Source organism: Duganella sp. GW821-FHT07F09 (assembly GCF_059418705.1).
In genome coordinates, this window is the sequence record NZ_JBWKQJ010000004.1 from 387,425 (window position 1) to 404,781 (window position 17,357).

Consider the following 17,357-nt stretch of genomic DNA (forward strand, 5'->3'; position numbering starts at 1 on the left):
CGCCGGCTCGTCGATGGCCGATTACGCTGCGCTAATCCGCCCTACGTGCCTCCGGCGTGTTTACGCGCCGCGATTCATCCGTAATCCGTCACGAGCCGCCAGCGGCCTCACCCGCTGGCGGCCTCCAACGCGATTGCCCTGAACGCCGCCACCAGCGGCGATATCTCGTCCTTGCGCTGCGCCAGCAGCAGCGCCGTGGTCGCATCCTTGTCCGCCAGCGGCCGGTACAGCACCCCGCTCAACCGGATGATGTCGAACGAACTCGGCAACACCGCGATTCCGAACCCCGCCGCCACCAATCCCGCCATCGTCGACGCCTCGCCGGCCTCCATCGCGATCGTCGGCTCGAACCCGGCCGCGCGGCACAGCCGGAAAATCTGCGGGTGGATGCCGGTGCCGGCCGTCTTCGGATACATCACCAGTGGCTGCCCCTCCAGATCGCTGATCCGCAACGTCTCCCTGGCCGCCAACGGATGCTCCTCCGGCAGCACCATCACCAGTGGATCGCGCCGCAACTCGGTCGTCATCACCGCCTCGGGCAGGGCCGACTCCGGCGGCCGCACCAGCCCCAGATCGAGTTCGCGGCCGGCCAGCGCATTGATCTGCGCCAAGGTCGATCGCTCATGCAAGGTCAAGGTAACCCCCGGATAGCGCTGGCGGTAGCGGTTGATGACGGTCGCGAACAGCGGCGTCAGCGGCGTCGAAAACGTGAAGCCGACCCGCAACTCGCCGGCCTCGCCACGCTCGGCGCGCCGCGCCGTCTGCACCGCCTGTTCCGACAGCGACAGCACGCGGCGCGCATCGTCCAAAAACAGTTTTCCCGCTTCCGTCAGGCGCACCCAGCGCTTGCTGCGCTCCAGTAGCTGAGCGCCCACTTCGGCTTCCAGCATCTGGATCTGGTGGCTCAGCGGTGGCTGGCCGATGTGCAGGCGTTCGGCGGCGCGGGTAAAGCTCAGCTCCTCGGCGACGGCGACGAAGTAGCGCAAATGACGTAATTCCACAGCCGAGGCTCCTTTTTGTTATCTTTTTAAAGTATGACTAACGCCTTAAATATATATTGGACAGTCGTACAGCGCAATCCTAAGATGACTTCATCGAGTTTTGCATCGGAACACCAACATGTCTTCAAGCACAGCTTCGGCATCCTCTCTGCCCGTCCCACCGGTACCCTACGCCCCAACGCCGCGTATCGCCGCCGGGAGCGCGGAATTCAAACGCAGCAACCGCGCCATGTTCTTCGGCGGCTTTTCCTGTTTCGCGCTGCTGTACTGCGTGCAGCCGCTAATGCCCTTGCTGTCCCACGAGTTCGCCCTGAGCGCCGCGCAGAGCAGCATGGTGTTGTCGGTGTCGACCGCCGCGCTGGCCTTGTCGCTGGTGGCGTCGAGCGCGATGTCCGAGCGTCTTGGCCGCAAGCCGCTAATGGTCGCGGCGATGGCGATCGCCGCGCTGATGACGATACTGAGCGCCTTCGCCGACAGCTATCCGCAACTGCTGGCGATGCGCGCGTTGCTGGGCGTCGCGCTGGGCGGCATGCCGGCCATCGCCATGGCGTATCTCGGCGAGGAGATCGAGCCGACCTCGCTGGGGCTGTCGATGGGGCTGTACATCAGCGGCAGCGCCTTCGGCGGCATGGCGGGGCGGGTCATCACGTCGGTGCTGAGCGACCATTTTTCGTGGCGGTTGGCGGTGGGCGCGGTCGGGGTGGCCGGCGTGCTGGCGGCGTGGGAATTCTGGCGCAGCCTGCCGGCTTCGCGTCATTTCGTGCCCTCCGGCGGCGGCGTGCGCTCGATGGCCTCCGGTTTCAAACTCCATTTGTCCGATCCGGGCATGCCGTGGCTGTTCGCGCTGGCCTTCCTGCTGATGGGCGCGTTCGTCAGCCTGTACAACTACATCGGCTATCGCCTGCTGGGCGCGCCGTTCGGCTTGAACCATAGCCTGGTCGGCGCCGTGTCGTTCCTGTATTTGCTGGGGATCTACAGCTCGGTCTGGGCCGGGCGCCTGGCCGACCGCTTCGGCCGCCGCCATGTGCTGTGGGCGGTGATGGCCATCATGATCGCCGGCTTGTTGCTGACCTTGTCCAATTGGCTGCCGTTGATCGTGGCCGGCGTGGCGTTGTTCACCTACGGTTTCTTCGCCACGCACTCGGTCGCCAGCAGCTGGGTCGGTCGGCGCGCGACCACCAGCAAGGCGCTGGCGTCGGCGCTGTACCTGTTCTTCTATTACCTCGGTTCGAGCATGATCGGTTCGGCCACCGGCGTCATGTGGGGCCGCGACGGCTGGCCCGGCGTGGTGACGGTGCTCGGCCTGGCGCTGGTGCTGGCGATGCTGGTGGCGTTGCGCCTGCGCCGCCTGGCGCCGCTGGGCGTGGCGGAAAAATAATCAGCGCGGACACTCGGTGTAGCTCCTCCTGCCGTCCGGATGAATGTTGATGCAGTAGGTCAGCAGGGCGGTGATGATTTTGTAGGTGCGGGTCTTGTTCTCGCCGTCCGGCGTGCTGAGCTCCACCATTCTGGCGCCCTGATACCACTTCGGCGGCACCGCCTCGCGGGCGGCGTCGAAGCCGCGTTGCAGCCGGACCTGTTTGCTGTCGGGCGGCGGCAGCGGCTCGGCGATGGGAAAGGTCTTGCGCAATTCCTTGTCGATCTTACCGGCGTCGCGCCTGGCCTGCGCCAGCATGCTGTCGGTGCCGGGCGGCGGCTCGGCCTGTGTTTGTGCGAAGGGATCGTAGGGACCTGGCGCCGGCGCAGCTTCGCTTGCGTTTGCAGCAATTGGCGCTGCCGGCATGCGTTCGGCACTTGGCGAAATCTGTCGAGGCGCGGCGGCTTGCGTTTTGACGCGCGGCGCCGGGGGTGGCGCCACAGTCTGCGCTTCCACTGTCGGCACTGGCAGCAGCCATTGAATCGCGTCGCGCGGCGCGCGTGGCACGTCCGTCACAAGCTGGCTTTGCAAGAGAAAATAAAGCGCCGCGACGTGCGCCACTCCGGTCAGAAGCAAGCCTGGCCAACGGTTTTGGCGTTGTAGTTTCATGGCCGGCATTGTAGCCGCGCCGCTGGCTGCGATTTATCTTTTTTGCAAGTACCGCGCCATAGTCCCCGCGGTCTATTCCGGCGGTTCCCGGCCCTCGTCGCCGGCATGCAGCAGCCGGTGGTATTCAAACGCTTCCTGTATGTTCTCGCGCAAGGTCTGGTCGTCCCATGGCTTGGTGTAGAAGCGGTAGATCTCGCCCCGGTTGATGGCGTTGAGCACCGATTCCAGATCGGCGTAGCCGGACAGGATGATGCGTATCGTGCCCGGGTACATGTTCTTGACCCGGCTGAGGAATTCGGTGCCGTTCATGCCGGGCATGCGCTGGTCGCTGATGACCACCTGCACTTCGTTCATGGCAAGCATGTCGAACGCCTGCTCGGCCGTCTCGGCGCTGAGGATATGGTAGCCGTCGACCCGGAACAGCCGCTTCAGCGACGAGCGGATTGACGATTCGTCGTCCAGCAGCAGCAAGGTTTGCTGTTGGCGCTGCACCGCGCTCAGCTGAGGCGCCAGGGCGCGCTCCTGCCGCAGCAGCTCGGCGAAGTCGTCCGGCAGCAGCGGCCGGCTGAAGAAGTAACCCTGCATCTCGTCGCAGCCATGGCGCCGCAGGTAGGCCAGTTGGGCCTCGGTTTCGACGCCCTCGGCGATCACCTTGAAGCCCAGGCTGTGGCCGAGCGCCAGCACGGAGCGCACGATCGCGGCCACCTTCGGCTCGGTCAGCATCTCGCGCGTGAAGGACTGGTCGATCTTCAGGTAGTCGACCGGGAACTGCTTCAGGTAGGCCAGGCTCGAATAGCCCGTGCCGAAGTCGTCGATCGACAGCGCGATACCGAGCCGCTTGAGTTGCTCGACCACCGCCACCGCCTCGCCGACGTTGTGCATCATCAGGCTCTCGGTCAGCTCCAGCTCCAGGTATTGCGCTTCCAGGCCGCTGTCGGACAATGCCGCCAGGATCTCGCCGGTCAGCGCCGGATCGCGGAACTGGCGCGCCGACAGGTTGACGGCCACCCGCAGCGGCGTCAGCCCGGCGGCCTGCCAGGCCTTGTTCTGCGCGCAGGCGGTGCGCAGCACCCAGCGGCCGATCGCCACGATCATGCCGGTCTCCTCGGCCACGCCGATGAAGCGCGCCGGCGACACCATGCCCATGGCCGGATGATGCCAACGCAGCAGCGCCTCCATGCCCACCACGGCGCCGCTGCGCAAATCGACCTTGGGCTGGTATTGCAGGCTCAGTTCGTTGCGCGGCAGCGCATGGCGCAGCTCGGCCTCGATCATCGTGCGCTCGGCGATGCGCGTGTGCATGGCCGCCTCATAGAACTGGATCTGGTTGCGGCCGGCTTCCTTGGCGCGGTACATGGCGATGTCGGCGTGCTTGAGCAGTTGCTGCGGCTCGGCGCCGTCGTTGGGGTAGACGCTGACGCCGATGCTGCAGGTGACGGTGAACAGTTGCTTGCCCAGCGCCACCGGCGCGCTGACGGCGTCGAGCACGCGCTCGAGCAGGATGGACATGGCGCGGCCGTCGGCGTCCGGCATCAGCAACAGGAATTCGTCGCCGCCGAGGCGGGCGACGGTGTCGCTGGTGTCGAGGCAGGCGCTCAGGCGCGCGCCGATGGTGCACAGCAGCTCGTCGCCGGCCTGGTGGCCTTCGCTGTCGTTGACCAGCTTGAAGTTGTCGAGGTCGATGAACGCGACCCACACGCCGTGGCCGTAGCGCTGGGCGTAGCTGATGGCCTGCGCCATGCGGTCGCCGAACAGCGCGCGGTTGGGCAGGCCGGTCAGCGCGTCGTGGCTGGCCTGGTGCTCCAGCTGTTCCTGGTAGTTGATGGTTTCGGTCAGGTCGGTGAGCACGCAGACGTGGTGGGTGATCTGCGCGCCGGTGTGCACCGGCGCCAGGTGCAGCTGGGTCCACAGCGGCGTGCCGTCGCGATGGTGCGCGCCCATCAGCAACGTCACCTCCTGGCGCGATTGCAGCGCCGCGCGCAGCGCCTCGCCGTCGTCGCTGTGCTGGTCGTGACCGAGCATCAATTCCAGACGCCGGCCATTGGCGTCGGCGCCGCTGTGGCCGAACAGGCGGGCGAAGGAGGGATTGGCGTACTCGATCAGGTCGCCGTCCGGACCGTGCGCGGTGATGACGATGGCGTTGACGCTGGCGTCGAGCGCGCGGCCGCGCAATTGCAGCATCATCTCGTTCTGTTTGCGCTCGGTGATGTCCTCGATCATGCCCAGCACGCCGATGATGTTGCCGTATTGGTCGTGGAACGGCAGCTTGCTGATCAGGAACCAGTGCACCGAGCCATCGGCCAGGGTCATGTGGTCCTGGTAGTCCAGCTGCGGCCGGCCGGTGGCGACGATGGCGGCATCCTCGGCGCGGATGGCCTCGGCGTTGTGCGCCCAAGGCATTTGCTCGTCGCGCTGGCCGGGGACTTGCGAGGTGCTAGCGAGTCCGGCCGCCTTCGCGAACACTTCGTTGCCGCCGAGGTAGTTGCCGTCGAGTCCCTTCCAGAAGATTTGGTGCGGGATCTGGTTGATGACCAGGTTCTTGAGCTCGCGCGAGGCGTGCAGTGCCGCCGCCATTTGCAGTTGTTCGGTGACGTCGTGGGCGACGACGAAGCGCGACGGATGGCCGGCGATGGTCACCGAATGCGACGAGATCTCCACTTCGATGTGGCTGCCGTCGCGTTTGATGTGGGTCCAGCTGCCGGCGCGCTCGGCGCCCCTGCCGGGGGCGGCGGCCAGGTTGCGCTCCAGCCGCTCGAGTTGCTCGGGCGGGCGGATGTCCTTGATCGTCATTTGCAGGAATTCGGCCTCCGTGTAGCCGTAGTGGGCGACGGCGGCGGCGTTGACGACCAGGAACTGTAGCGTTTGCAAGTCATACACCCACATCGGTTGCGGATGGGCTTCGAACAGGTGCTTGAAGCGCAGCCGCGACTCGAACACGTCGTAGTCGTCGAGCGGATACGACAGGCACAGGTAGTGGCCCGGTTGCCGCGGCGTGGCGCGGCGCCATTCCACCGTCTGCGTGACCATGTGCGGCACGCCGCCGGCGCCGACCAGCTCCAGCTCGCCGCGCCAGTAGCCGCGCGCGCGCGCCGTCGGCAGCGCCTCGTCCTTGAGCATGGGCACCGACCAGGTCGCGTACAGCGCGGCGGCCGGCGCCCCGTCGGCGATGGGGCCGAGCGCCGAGCCGGTGTGGCCGTTGAACCACAGCAGGTCGCCGGCCTCGTCGATCGAAAAAGCGAAGTAGGGACTGTGGGCGAAAAACTGCTCCAACGGCGGGGGTTCGGTGTCGCGGAGGTGTGCGGAATACTGGTGGCTGTCCATGTCCGTTCTGGAGGTGCGGGCTTTATTGATTAATACTAACAGATGCGGCCGGGCGTGCGTAGCACAGCTGGCCCATCCGGAAGGAGCGGCGATTTCGAAGACGGTCTGACCTGCGTCAATGAGCGGACGTGGGGGCTGAAACTGGCGTTGGGGCCGAGGGTCGAATCTGCACTGGCACGCCTGTGCCTGATCCTACAGGGGAGGAGTCACCATGCTGCAAACGAACGACATCGGGCACCGGTTCCATTTACTCGAGCAAGCGATAGGCCAGGCGGCGCAGGCGAGTTCCGCCGAGCCCAATCTTCCGAGCGAGCTGCGCGACAGCATCCAGCGCGTGGACCGGCTGTCGGACACGGCACGCGAGATCTTGCTGTCGCAGGACGCCCAGCGCATCCACAAATTGATCCGCGATATGGAATTGATGGCCGAACGCGCGAAGCGGGTGTGCGTCAACATTCCGCAATTGTCCGCGCAGATGAAGGGCTCGGTTACGCACATGCACGGCCAGATCATGGAGTTGAAGCGGGATGTTTTAAGGTGGGGATGAACCGTCGTGTTCCACGTCGGGCGGATTAGCGGGCGAGGCCCGCTAACCGCCCCGGGGCCCATCGAAGGAACGCCCTACCTGCCGGTAGGGCTTGAGAGCCGAAGGCGTAATCGGCCATGCGTGTCTCCACGGTTTTTCAGCGGCATCGTCCAGTGTTTTCAGTCTGGTATCCGTATCACCGCGATCATCTCGCCGATCTCGTCCAGGCCGGTTTCCTCGAAGCCGAAGCTTTGGTAGAACGTCCGCGCGGCGACGTTGCCCGGCTTGTAGCAGATCGTGATCAGCTTGACGTCCGGCTTGGCCTTGAGCTCGTCGAGCAGCAGTGCCATCGCGCGCCGGCCTATGCCTTTGCCCTGCCGGGGGAAATCCACCATGAAGCGGTAGATACCGTACTCGCCGGGATTGTCGTTCGACTGGCGGTCGTACAGCAGGAAGCCGGCCGGCTCACCGTCGCAATAGATGCCGCGCGGGATGTAATCGGCGTAGAACTTGGCCTGCGCGATCGAGAAGGCATTGCTGGCGATGAAATCGCGCTGGTGGTCGGGCAGCTCCATCTCTATGAAGGCTTCGAAGTTGTGTCCGGTAATTTCTTCCAATGTTACGTTGCTGCTCATGCTTAAAGAACTCCTTTGTTGCGCAGGGTGGTGATATCGGCGTCGCTGTGGCCGAGCAAATCGCGCAGCACCTCGTCGGTGTGCTGGCCCAGCAGCGGCGGCGGCAAGGTCGACGCGTCGTCGGCCGGCGCGCCGGACATGCGCATCGGGCTGCGCACCAGCTTGACCTTGCCGGCGGTCGGGTGCGGCACTTCCATCACCAGTTCGCGCGCCAGCACCTGCGGATTTTCATAGACATCGTCGAGGTTGTTGATCGGGCCGCAGGGCACGCCGACCGCTTCCAGCTTGTCGATCCAGAAATCGCGGCTGTGCGCCAGCACCATGGCGGCCAGCAGCGGCACCAGCTCGTCGCGGTTTTTCACGCGCAGCGGATTGGTGGCGTAGCGCTCGTGGAAGGCCAGGTCGCCGCGCCCGCCCACTTCGACGAACTTTTGATACTGGCCGTCGTTGCCGGTGGCGACGATGATGTAGCCGTCCGCGCAGGCGAAGGTTTGATACGGTACGATGTTCGGATGCGCGTTGCCCCAGCGCTTGGGCGGCTTGCCGCTGTTCAGGTAGTTGCTGCCCATGTTGGCCAGCATCGCCACCTGCACGTCCAGCAGCGCCATGTCGATGTACTGGCCGTTGCCGTCGCGGTCGCGCTGGGTCAGCGCGGCGAGGATGGCGATGGTGGCGTACATGCCGGTCATCAGGTCGGTCAGCGCGACGCCGGCTTTTTGCGGGCCGCCGCCGGGCAGGTCGTCGCGCTCGCCGGTCACCGACATCAGCCCGCCCATGCCCTGGATCAGGAAATCGTAGCCGGCGCGGTGCGCGTACGGGCCGTCCTGGCCGAAACCGGTGACCGAGCAGTAGACCAGGTCCGGCTTGATGGCCTTGAGCGAGTCGTAATCGAGGCCGTAGCGTTTGAGCTGGCCGACCTTGTAGTTCTCCAGCACGACGTCGCAATGCTGGACCAGCTCGCGCAGCAGCGCCTGGCCCTCGGCGCTGGCGATGTCCATCGTGACCGAGCGCTTGCCGCGGTTGGCGGCCAGGTAGTAGGCAGCCTCGGTGGTGTCGTTGCCGTCGGCGTCCCTGGCGTAGGGCGGGCCCCAGGCGCGCGTGTCGTCGCCGGCGCCGGGACGTTCGATCTTGATGACGTCGGCGCCCAGGTCGGCCAGGTTCTGCGAGCACCACGGTCCGGCTAGCACCCGGCTCAGGTCGAGCACGCGGATATGGCTTAACGCTTTTTGAGCTGTCATGATATGTCTAACCTTTTGAGTAATCCTATCAGGCCGCCAGTGTAGTGTCTGGGCGGCATTCGTGATAGGGTTGGAGTTGGTTTTATAACAAATATTTATCCGCTGGAGGCAGAGCTATGTGGCCGTATCCTAAAATTGTTGCACATCGCGGCGGCGGAACGCTGGCGCCGGAAAACACGATCGCCGGCCTGCGCGCCGGCCTGGCCTACGGCTTCCATGCCGTCGAGTTCGACGTGATGCTGTCGCGCGACGGCATCGGCATGGTGATGCACGACGCCGACTTCGGCCGCACGGTGGCGGGCCGGGGCAGCGTGCCGGACACCGACGCCGTCGACCTGGCCACGATGGACGCGGGCGCCTGGTTCGGCCAGCAGTTCAAGGACGAACCGGTGCCGTACTACACGCAGTTCATCGACTACTGCAAGGTCCAGCGCATCTGGATGAACGTGGAAATCAAGCCGGCCGACGGTTTTGAAGTGGAGACGGGCCGCTGGGTGGCCAGGGTGACGCGCGACAGCTATGCCGACGAGATCGCCGCAGGCGACCCTGCCGCCGTCCCCTTGTTGTCGTCGTTCAGCTTCGACGCGCTGGCGGCCGCCCGCGACGCCGCCCCGGACCTGCCGCGCGGCTACCTGTTGGACCGGATTCCGGACGACTGGCAGGCGCAGGCGCGCGAATTGGCCGCAGTCGCCATCCACACCAACCACAAGCATTTGACCGGCGAACTGGCGCGGGCGATCAAGGCCGCCGGCTATGGCTTGTTTTGCTACACCGTCAACGATCCCGAGCGGGGCAGGGAGATCCTGTCCTGGGGCGTGGACGGCTTTTGCACCGACCGCATCGATTTGATCGGGCCAACGTTTGCCTAACAGCCAGCCCGGCAACCCTTCCCCTGGCGGGGTCATATATAATCAACCCTTTGCATTTGCCAGCTACCCTGCTCACGACATGAAATCAACTGAAATCCGCGAGAAATTCCTCAAGTTTTTTGAATCCAAGGGTCATTCGATTGTCCGTTCCAGCTCCCTGGTACCTGGCAACGACCCGACCTTGCTGCTGACCAATAGCGGCATGGTGCAATTCAAGGACGTGTTCACCGGCACCGACAGCCGCCCGTACACCCGCGCGACGTCCGTGCAGCGCTGCGTGCGCGCCGGCGGCAAGCACAACGATCTGGAAAACGTCGGCTACACCGCGCGCCACCACACCTTCTTCGAAATGCTGGGCAACTTCAGCTTCGGCGACTATTTCAAGCGCGACGCCATCAACTTCGCCTGGGAACTGCTGACCAAGGTCTACGGCCTGCCGGCCGACAAGCTGACCGTCACCGTCTACATGGAAGACGACGAGGCCTACGACATCTGGGCCAACGAAGTGGGCGTGCCGAAAGAGCGCATCATCCGCATCGGCGACAACAAGGGTTCGCGTTACGCTTCGGATAACTTCTGGCAGATGGCCGACACCGGCCCGTGCGGTCCGTGCACCGAGATTTTCTACGACCACGGCGCCGACATTCCAGGCGGCCCGCCAGGCTCGCCGGACGAGGACGGCGACCGCTTCATCGAAATCTGGAACCTGGTGTTCATGCAGTTCAACCGCGATGAAGCGGGCGTGATGCACAAGCTGCCGAAGCCGTGCGTCGACACCGGCATGGGCATGGAGCGCCTGGCCGCCGTGCTGCAGCACGTGCATTCGAACTACGAGATCGACCTGTTCCAGGCCCTGATCAAGGCCGCCGCGCGTGAAACCGGCGCCACCGACCTGGAAAACAAGTCGCTGCGCGTGATCGCCGACCACATCCGCGCCTCCGCGTTCATGATCGTCGACGGTGTCATTCCGGGCAGCGAAGGCCGCGCCTACGTCCTGCGCCGCATCATCCGCCGCGCGCTGCGCCACGGCCACAAGCTGGGCCAGACCAAGCCGTTCTTCTACAAGCTGGTGGCCGACCTGGCGATCGAGATGGGCGGCGCCTATCCGGAGCTGGAAGAAGCCAAGGACCGCGTCGCGCAAATGTTGAAGGCCGAGGAAGAGCGTTTCGGCGAGACGCTGGAAACCGGCATGAAAGTGCTGGAAGCCCAGCTGGCCAAGGACAGCACCGGCATCGACGGCGCCACCGCCTTCACGCTGTACGAAACCTACGGCTTCCCGCCGGACCTGACGGCCGACATCTGCCGCGAACGCAACATCACCTTCGACCAGGAAGGCTACGACGCCGCCCTGAAGGAAAGCCAGGAGCTGTCGCGCAAAGGCGGCAAGTCCATCAAGGACAGCAAGGTCGAATACTCGGGCGAGAAGAACAAATTCGTCGGTTACGACAACCTGAGCCACGCCACCAGCAAGATCGTGGCGCTGTACACGGGCGGCACCTCGGTGAAAGAACTGACGGCCGGCCAGTCGGGCATCGTGGTGCTGGACACCACGCCGTTCTACGCCGAGTCGGGCGGCCAGGTCGGCGACCAGGGCGTCATCAGCGCCGGCGCCGCCGCGTTCAACGTCGACGACACGCTGAAGATCCAGGCCGACGTGTTCGGTCACCATGGCACCTTGGCCGCCGGTTCGCTCAAAGTCGGCGATGCGGTCAGCGCCGACGTCGACCAGGGCAAGCGCGCGCGCACCATCCGCAACCACTCGGCGACCCACCTGATGCACAAAGCCCTGCGCGAAGTGCTGGGCGGCCACGTGGCGCAAAAGGGCTCGCTGGTCGACGCCGACAAAACGCGTTTCGACTTCAGCCACAACGCGCCGCTGACGGCCGAGCAGATCGCCGAAGTGGAGGCGAAGGTCAATAAAGAGATCCTGGAAAACCACGCGACCAAGGCGCAGCACATGTCGTTCGACGACGCCGTCAAGCATGGCGCGATGGCGTTGTTCGGCGAGAAGTACGGCGACGAAGTGCGCGTGCTCGACATCGGCACCTCGAAAGAGCTGTGCGGCGGTGTCCACGTGCAGCGCACCGGCGACATCGGCCTGTTCAAGATCATCTCGGAAAGCGGCGTCGCCGCCGGTATCCGCCGCGTCGAAGCGGTGACCGGCGAGGGCGCGCTGGCGCTGGTGCAGTCGATGAACCGCCGCCTGCTGGAAGCTGCGGCCGCGCTGAAGTCGAATCCCGAGGAACTGACCGCGCGTATCGGCCAGGTGCAGGACCATGTCAAGGCGCTGGAGAAGGAACTGGCGGCGCTGAAGTCGAAGCTGGCATCGGGGCAGGGCGACGAGCTGGTCACGCAAGCGGTGGACGTCAACGGCATCAAGGTGCTGGCGGCAACGCTGGACGGCGCCGACGTGGCCCGCCTGCGCGAGACGATGGACAAGCTGAAGGACAAGCTGAAGACCGCCGCCATCGTGCTGGCGAGCGTCGCCGACGGCAAGGTCAGCCTGATCGCCGGCGTGACGGCGGACGCCACCTCCAAGGTCAAGGCCGGCGAGCTGGTGAACTTCGTTGCACAACAAGTGGGCGGAAAAGGCGGCGGCCGCCCCGATATGGCGCAGGCCGGCGGCACCGATCCGAGCGGTTTGCCAGCCGCGTTGGCTGGTGTGGCCGCGTGGGTAGGCGAACGTGCGTCGAAGTAACTAAAGTGGCTTGCAGCCTGCAACCACGGCTGTAATGCAGCACCGATGCGGCCCGCGTGTCAAGCGCGGGCCGCTGTTGTTTAAGCAGACTTGTTGTGAAATCGCAAGTTCCCGTTGCGAACTTGCAACGCGCAATGAACTATTTTGGTGCAGCGCGTCAAGCTCCACAAATTGGAGTAGTATTGCGAAAGTGCTTAACCAACTAGCGGGTTCTTGATGACTGACACGATACTTGAAAACGAAATCATGGAATTCCATAAAGAACTCGACGCGCGCGGCTTAAATTGCCCACTGCCGATTCTTAAGGCTAAAAAGGCCTTGTCCGAGCTGCAAAGCGGCGAAGTGCTGCGTATTATGGCAACCGACCCCGGTTCCGTGCGCGACTTCCAGGCGTTCGCCAAACAAACCGGCAACGCGCTGCTGTCCCACGTGCAAACCGGACGCGAATTCGTCTTTTTGATGCAGCGCAAATAAGCGCCAGCCATCCCCGTTGCATTTCTCCCGTAGAACCACCGTCTAGGAAAACTGATTTTTAGACGGTTTCTACTAGCGAAAAATCGCACGATCGTGCTTTAATTTCTTGTGCGCGGTGGATTTCTCATATAATCTAGCCCACATTTAGTCCCGAACATTTATACATTTTCCCAAAGGCACAGCTATGAAAGTCTTGGTACCCGTCAAACGCGTGGTCGACTATAACGTCAAGGTTCGCGTCAAGTCCGACGGCACTGGCGTCGATATCGCCAACGTCAAAATGTCGATGAACCCTTTCGATGAGATCGCGCTGGAAGAGGCGATGCGCCTGAAGGAAGCCGGCAAGGTCACCGAAGTGGTGGCGGTGTCGTGCGGCGTGACCCAGTGCCAGGAAACCCTGCGTACCGGTATGGCGATCGGTGCCGATCGCGGCATCCTGGTCGAGACCTCGGTCGAGCTGGAGCCGCTGGCCGTCGCCAAGCTGCTCAAGGCGCTGGCCGACAAGGAACAGCCGCAGCTGATCATCCTGGGCAAGCAGGCGATCGACGACGACTCCAACCAGACCGGCCAGATGCTGGCGGCGCTGCTGGGTTGGCCGCAAGCGACGTTCGCGTCGAAAGTGGTGCTGGAAGACGGCAAAGTGACCGTCACCCGCGAAGTGGACGGCGGCCTGGAAACCCTGGCGCTGACCCTGCCGGCCATCGTCACCACCGATCTGCGCCTGAACGAGCCGCGCTATGTGACCCTGCCGAACATCATGAAGGCGAAGAAAAAGCCGCTGGACGTGACCAAGCCGGAAGACCTGGGCGTCGATGTGACCCCGCGCCTGAAAACCCTGAAAGTCGTCGAGCCAGCCAAGCGCTCGGCCGGCATCAAGGTCCCGGACGTCGCCACCCTGGTCGCAAAACTGCGCACCGAAGCCAAAGTCATCTAAAGGAACAATCATGGTCGCATTAGTCATCGCAGAACACGACAACGCCAGCCTGAAGGGCAGCACCCTCCACACCGTGACCGCGGCCGCCCAATGCGGCGGCGACGTGCACGTGCTGGTCGCAGGTTCCAACGCCGGCGCCGCAGCCGCAGCCGCCGCGCAAATCGCCGGCGTGTCGAAAGTCATCGTGGCCGACGCCGCGCATTTCGCCGACGGCCTGGCCGAGAACGTCGCCGAGCAAGTGCTGGCGCTGGCCGGCTCGTACAGCCACATCCTGGCGCCGGCCACCGCCTACGGCAAGAACATCCTGCCGCGCGTGGCCGCCAAGCTGGACGTCGCGCAGATCTCCGAAATCACCAAAGTGGATTCGCCGGACACCTTCGAGCGTCCGATCTACGCCGGTAACGCCATCGCCTACGTGCAATCGTCGGACAAGATCAAGGTCATCACCGTGCGCTCGACCGGCTTCGACGCCGCCGCCGCCACCGGTGGTTCGGCCGCGACCGAGACCGTCACCGCCGTCGGCGACTCGGGCAAGTCGAGCTTCGTCGGCCGCGAGCTGGCCAAGTCGGACCGTCCTGAACTGACCGCCGCCAAAGTCATCGTCTCCGGTGGCCGTGGCATGGGTTCGGGCGACGCCTTCAAGATCCTGGAGCCGCTGGCCGACAAGCTGAACGCGGCCATGGGCGCCTCGCGCGCAGCGGTCGACGCCGGCTACGTGCCGAACGACTGGCAAGTGGGCCAGACCGGCAAGATCGTCGCGCCGACCCTGTACATCGCCGTCGGTATTTCCGGCGCGATCCAGCACTTGGCCGGCATGAAGGATTCGAAGACCATCGTCGCGATCAACAAAGATCCGGAAGCACCGATCTTCTCCGTGGCCGACTACGGCATCGTTGGCGATCTGTTCGAAATCGTGCCGCAACTGGTCGCAGAACTGGGCTAATACAGCCTGAGCGCACCCGAGCCACGCTGATCCGGCACCGCCGGATTGCCGTGGCTTTTTTCTTGGAGACATAAGATGCCCTATCAAGCACCCCTGAAAGACATGCTGTTCGTGATGAACGAGCTGGCGGACCTGGCCGGCGTCAACGCGCTGCCGGGCAACGAAGACGCGACCCCCGACACGGCCGAAGCCATCCTGGAGGAGAACGCGAAATTCGTCAGCAACGTCATCGCGCCGTTGAACCATCCGAGCGACAAGGAGCCGAGCCATTGGCACGACGGCCAGGTGACCACGTCCAAGGGCTTCAAGGAGGCCTTCAAGGCGTTCGGCGAGGCCGGCTGGCAGGGTGTGCAGCATCCGGTGGAGTTCGGCGGCCAAGGCTTGCCCAAGCTGCTGGCGACGCCGTGCATCGAAATGCTCAACGCGGGCAGCATCTCATTCGCGCTGTGCCCGTTGCTGTCGGATGGCGCGATCGAAGCGCTGCTGACGGCCGGCAGCGACGAGCAGAAAGCCATCTATCTGGAAAACCTGGTCTCGGGCAAATGGACCGGCACCATGAACCTCACCGAGCCGCAAGCCGGCTCCGACCTGGCCGCCGTGCGCACCCGCGCCGTGCCGCAGGGCGACGGCACCTACAAGGTGTTCGGCACCAAGATCTTCATCACGTACGGCGAGCACGACTTTTCCGAAAACATCGTCCACCTGGTGCTGGCGCGCACGCCGGATGCGCCGGCTGGCGTAAAGGGCATTTCGCTGTTCATCGTACCGAAGTTCCTGGTCAACGCCGACGGCTCGATCGGTGAGCGCAACGACGCCCATTGCGTCTCGCTCGAACACAAGCTCGGCATCAAGGCCAGCCCGACCGCCGTGCTGCAATTCGGCGACCACGGCGGTGCCATCGGCACCCTGGTCGGCGAGGAGAATCGCGGCCTGGAATACATGTTCATCATGATGAACGCGGCGCGCTTCGGCGTTGGCCTGCAGGGCATCGGCCTGGCCGAGCGCGCGTATCAAAAGGCGGTGGCGTTCGCCAAGGACCGCGTGCAGTCGCGCGATCTGGCCGGCTCGGCCGGTCCGGTAGCGATCATCCATCATCCGGACGTGCGCCGCATGTTGATGAACATGCGTTCGCAGACGGAGGCCGCGCGCGCGCTGGCCTACGTCGGCGCCGGCATCAGCGATGTCGCCCACAGCCATGCCGACACGGAAACGCGCAAGGCCAATCTGGCGGTGTACGAATATCTGGTGCCGATCATCAAAGGCTGGTCGACCGAGATGTCGCAGGACGTCGCGCGCGACGGCGTGCAGGTGCATGGCGGCATGGGCTTCATCGAAGAGACCGGCGCGGCGCAGCACTATCGCGATTCGAAGATTTTGACGATCTACGAGGGCACGACGGCGATCCAGGCCAACGATCTGGTCGGCCGCAAGACCGTGCGCGACGGCGGCGCTGTCGCCAAGGGCATCATCGCGCAAGTGCGCGCGACCGAAGCGGAGCTGGCCGCCGGCGGCTCGGCCGACTTCAAGGCGATCCTGGCGCAGCTGTCGGCTGGCAGCAAGGATCTGGAGGCGGTGGTGGAGTACGTCGTCGCCAACATGAAGAGCGACATCAAGGGCGTGTTCTCGGGCAGCGTGCTGTATTTGAAGCTGGCTGGCATCGTGCTGGGTGGTTGGCAGATGGCGCGCGCGGCGGTGGTCGCGCAGCGCAAGCTGGACGCCAACGAAGGCGACGCCGGCTTCTACAAAGCCAAGATCGCCACCGCGCGCTTCTTCGCCGACCACATCCTGTCGCAATCGTCGGGCTTGCGCACGGCCATCATCGACGGCAGCGCGGGCGTGCTGGCGTTGAGCGAAGACCAGTTCTGAGCCCGCATTATTCGTTGACGTCAAATTTGACGTGGAGACACGTAGGGCGGATTAGCGCAGCGTAATCCGCCATGCATGCGCCGCCGACGGCTCATCGATGGCCGATTACGGCGTTCCGCCTAATCCGCCCTACGTGGAACCGCAGCTACGGCTTCTTCACTGGAATTGAATCCATTTTCGTGCGCGTTGCGTAAAACGAGGATGTTCACAGTGAGGTCTGCCATGAAATCCATCGTTATCTCCCCCATCAAAAATAGCCGTAAAGCCTACGCCGTGAAACGCATGAACGAGGCTGCCCGCCGCATGCTTCAAGCAAGAACGGCCGCCGAGGAAATCACCGCCGGCCACTGGGTCCTGGCCTGGGCCGTCGCCGCGGGCGCGCGCCCATCAGCCCGCTCGGTACGCGAAGCGGAAGCGGCCATTTCAACACTGGTCGAATTCCGCCTTCATTAATGGACTAGAGTTCCTGCCCGAACATGATGCGGTGGCCGTCGATGGTGCGAACACCAAACTCGCGCATGCCCCACGGCTTGTCCGCCAGCGTCTGCGTGAACTCGGCGCCGGCGGCCTGATACTCCGCAAACAGGGCGGTGGCGTCCGACACCGTCACATACCCATACCACGAATGGTCGCCCAGCTCCGCCGGCGGAATGGCGTCCGTGCACTCGCCGAGCATCACGCGAAAGCTGCCACGGGACAGAAACGTCCAACCGGGCGCCGTGAAGTCTATCTCCAGACCAAGCACCGAAGTGTAGTAGTGCGTGGACTTGGCCAGGTCAAGCACGGCAAGCGTGAATCTGACATGGGTGAAATCTGACATATGGGT

The 17,357-nt window shown here is 64.3% G+C and carries 15 protein-coding genes; 9 read left to right on the forward strand and 6 right to left on the reverse strand.

All coding sequences use genetic code 11. From position 1 onward, the window contains the following. Positions 1-107: 107 nt before the first annotated feature. On the reverse strand, positions 108-1,001 hold the full coding sequence (locus AC07P1_RS13160) for a LysR family transcriptional regulator (protein WP_494696230.1): 894 nt from the start codon (positions 999-1,001) through the stop codon (positions 108-110). 118 nt (positions 1,002-1,119) lie between these two features. Between AC07P1_RS13160 and AC07P1_RS13165 the strand changes: the two genes are divergently transcribed. Continuing rightward, a complete protein-coding gene (locus AC07P1_RS13165; protein ID WP_494696231.1) occupies positions 1,120-2,379 on the forward strand; it encodes an MFS transporter in 1,260 nt (419 codons plus the stop codon). Here the strand turns inward: AC07P1_RS13165 and AC07P1_RS13170 are convergent, their stop codons facing one another. Both AC07P1_RS13170 and AC07P1_RS13175 read right to left on the reverse strand, forming a co-directional pair. Beyond that, positions 2,380-3,027, reverse strand: a complete 648-nt coding sequence (locus AC07P1_RS13170) for a hypothetical protein (RefSeq protein ID WP_494696232.1) — start codon at positions 3,025-3,027, stop codon at positions 2,380-2,382. It abuts the gene before it with no gap. A 72-nt stretch (positions 3,028-3,099) separates the two neighbouring features. Then, positions 3,100-6,348, reverse strand: a complete 3,249-nt coding sequence (locus AC07P1_RS13175; RefSeq protein ID WP_494696233.1) for an EAL domain-containing protein — start codon at positions 6,346-6,348, stop codon at positions 3,100-3,102. 211 nt (positions 6,349-6,559) lie between these two features. On the opposite strand from AC07P1_RS13175, the gene AC07P1_RS13180 reads away from it, so the two are divergent. Continuing rightward, a complete protein-coding gene (locus tag AC07P1_RS13180; RefSeq protein ID WP_494696234.1) occupies positions 6,560-6,895 on the forward strand; it encodes a hypothetical protein in 336 nt (111 codons plus the stop codon). A gap of 158 nt (positions 6,896-7,053) precedes the next feature. Here AC07P1_RS13180 and AC07P1_RS13185 read toward each other — a convergent pair whose 3' ends face one another. Beyond that, positions 7,054-7,509 (reverse strand): GNAT family N-acetyltransferase, encoded by a 456-nt coding sequence (locus AC07P1_RS13185; protein ID WP_494696235.1) that lies wholly within the window; start codon positions 7,507-7,509, stop codon positions 7,054-7,056. A 2-nt stretch (positions 7,510-7,511) separates the two neighbouring features. Beyond that, positions 7,512-8,747, reverse strand: a complete 1,236-nt coding sequence (locus AC07P1_RS13190) for a CaiB/BaiF CoA transferase family protein (RefSeq protein ID WP_494696236.1) — start codon at positions 8,745-8,747, stop codon at positions 7,512-7,514. A 116-nt stretch (positions 8,748-8,863) separates the two neighbouring features. Between AC07P1_RS13190 and ugpQ the strand changes: the two genes are divergently transcribed. The 7 genes from ugpQ (at position 8,864) to AC07P1_RS13225 (ending at position 16,984) form a co-directional block, all read left to right on the forward strand. Continuing rightward, positions 8,864-9,616, forward strand: a complete 753-nt coding sequence (ugpQ, locus tag AC07P1_RS13195) for a glycerophosphodiester phosphodiesterase (protein WP_494696237.1) — start codon at positions 8,864-8,866, stop codon at positions 9,614-9,616. Positions 9,617-9,695: 79 nt separating this feature from the next. Then, complete coding sequence (alaS, locus tag AC07P1_RS13200) at positions 9,696-12,314, forward strand: alanine--tRNA ligase (protein WP_494696238.1); 2,619 nt, start codon at positions 9,696-9,698, stop codon at positions 12,312-12,314. Between the two features lie 216 nt (positions 12,315-12,530). Further along, entirely contained in the window at positions 12,531-12,788 is a 258-nt protein-coding gene (locus AC07P1_RS13205) for a sulfurtransferase TusA family protein (RefSeq protein ID WP_373999957.1), read from the forward strand. A gap of 184 nt (positions 12,789-12,972) precedes the next feature. Then, positions 12,973-13,722 (forward strand): electron transfer flavoprotein subunit beta/FixA family protein, encoded by a 750-nt coding sequence (locus AC07P1_RS13210; RefSeq protein WP_090315761.1) that lies wholly within the window; start codon positions 12,973-12,975, stop codon positions 13,720-13,722. A 10-nt stretch (positions 13,723-13,732) separates the two neighbouring features. Then, entirely contained in the window at positions 13,733-14,665 is a 933-nt protein-coding gene (locus AC07P1_RS13215; protein ID WP_494696239.1) for an electron transfer flavoprotein subunit alpha/FixB family protein, read from the forward strand. Between the two features lie 75 nt (positions 14,666-14,740). Continuing rightward, positions 14,741-16,531, forward strand: coding sequence for an acyl-CoA dehydrogenase (locus AC07P1_RS13220; RefSeq protein WP_494696240.1), 1,791 nt, complete (start codon positions 14,741-14,743; stop codon positions 16,529-16,531). Positions 16,532-16,753: 222 nt separating this feature from the next. Continuing rightward, positions 16,754-16,984: a hypothetical protein gene (locus tag AC07P1_RS13225; protein WP_494696241.1), complete on the forward strand. Its 231-nt coding sequence runs from the start codon at positions 16,754-16,756 to the stop codon at positions 16,982-16,984. 4 nt (positions 16,985-16,988) lie between these two features. On the opposite strand, the gene AC07P1_RS13230 is transcribed toward AC07P1_RS13225, so the two are convergent. Further along, complete coding sequence (locus AC07P1_RS13230) at positions 16,989-17,351, reverse strand: VOC family protein (RefSeq protein ID WP_494696242.1); 363 nt, start codon at positions 17,349-17,351, stop codon at positions 16,989-16,991. Positions 17,352-17,357: the final 6 nt, after the last annotated feature.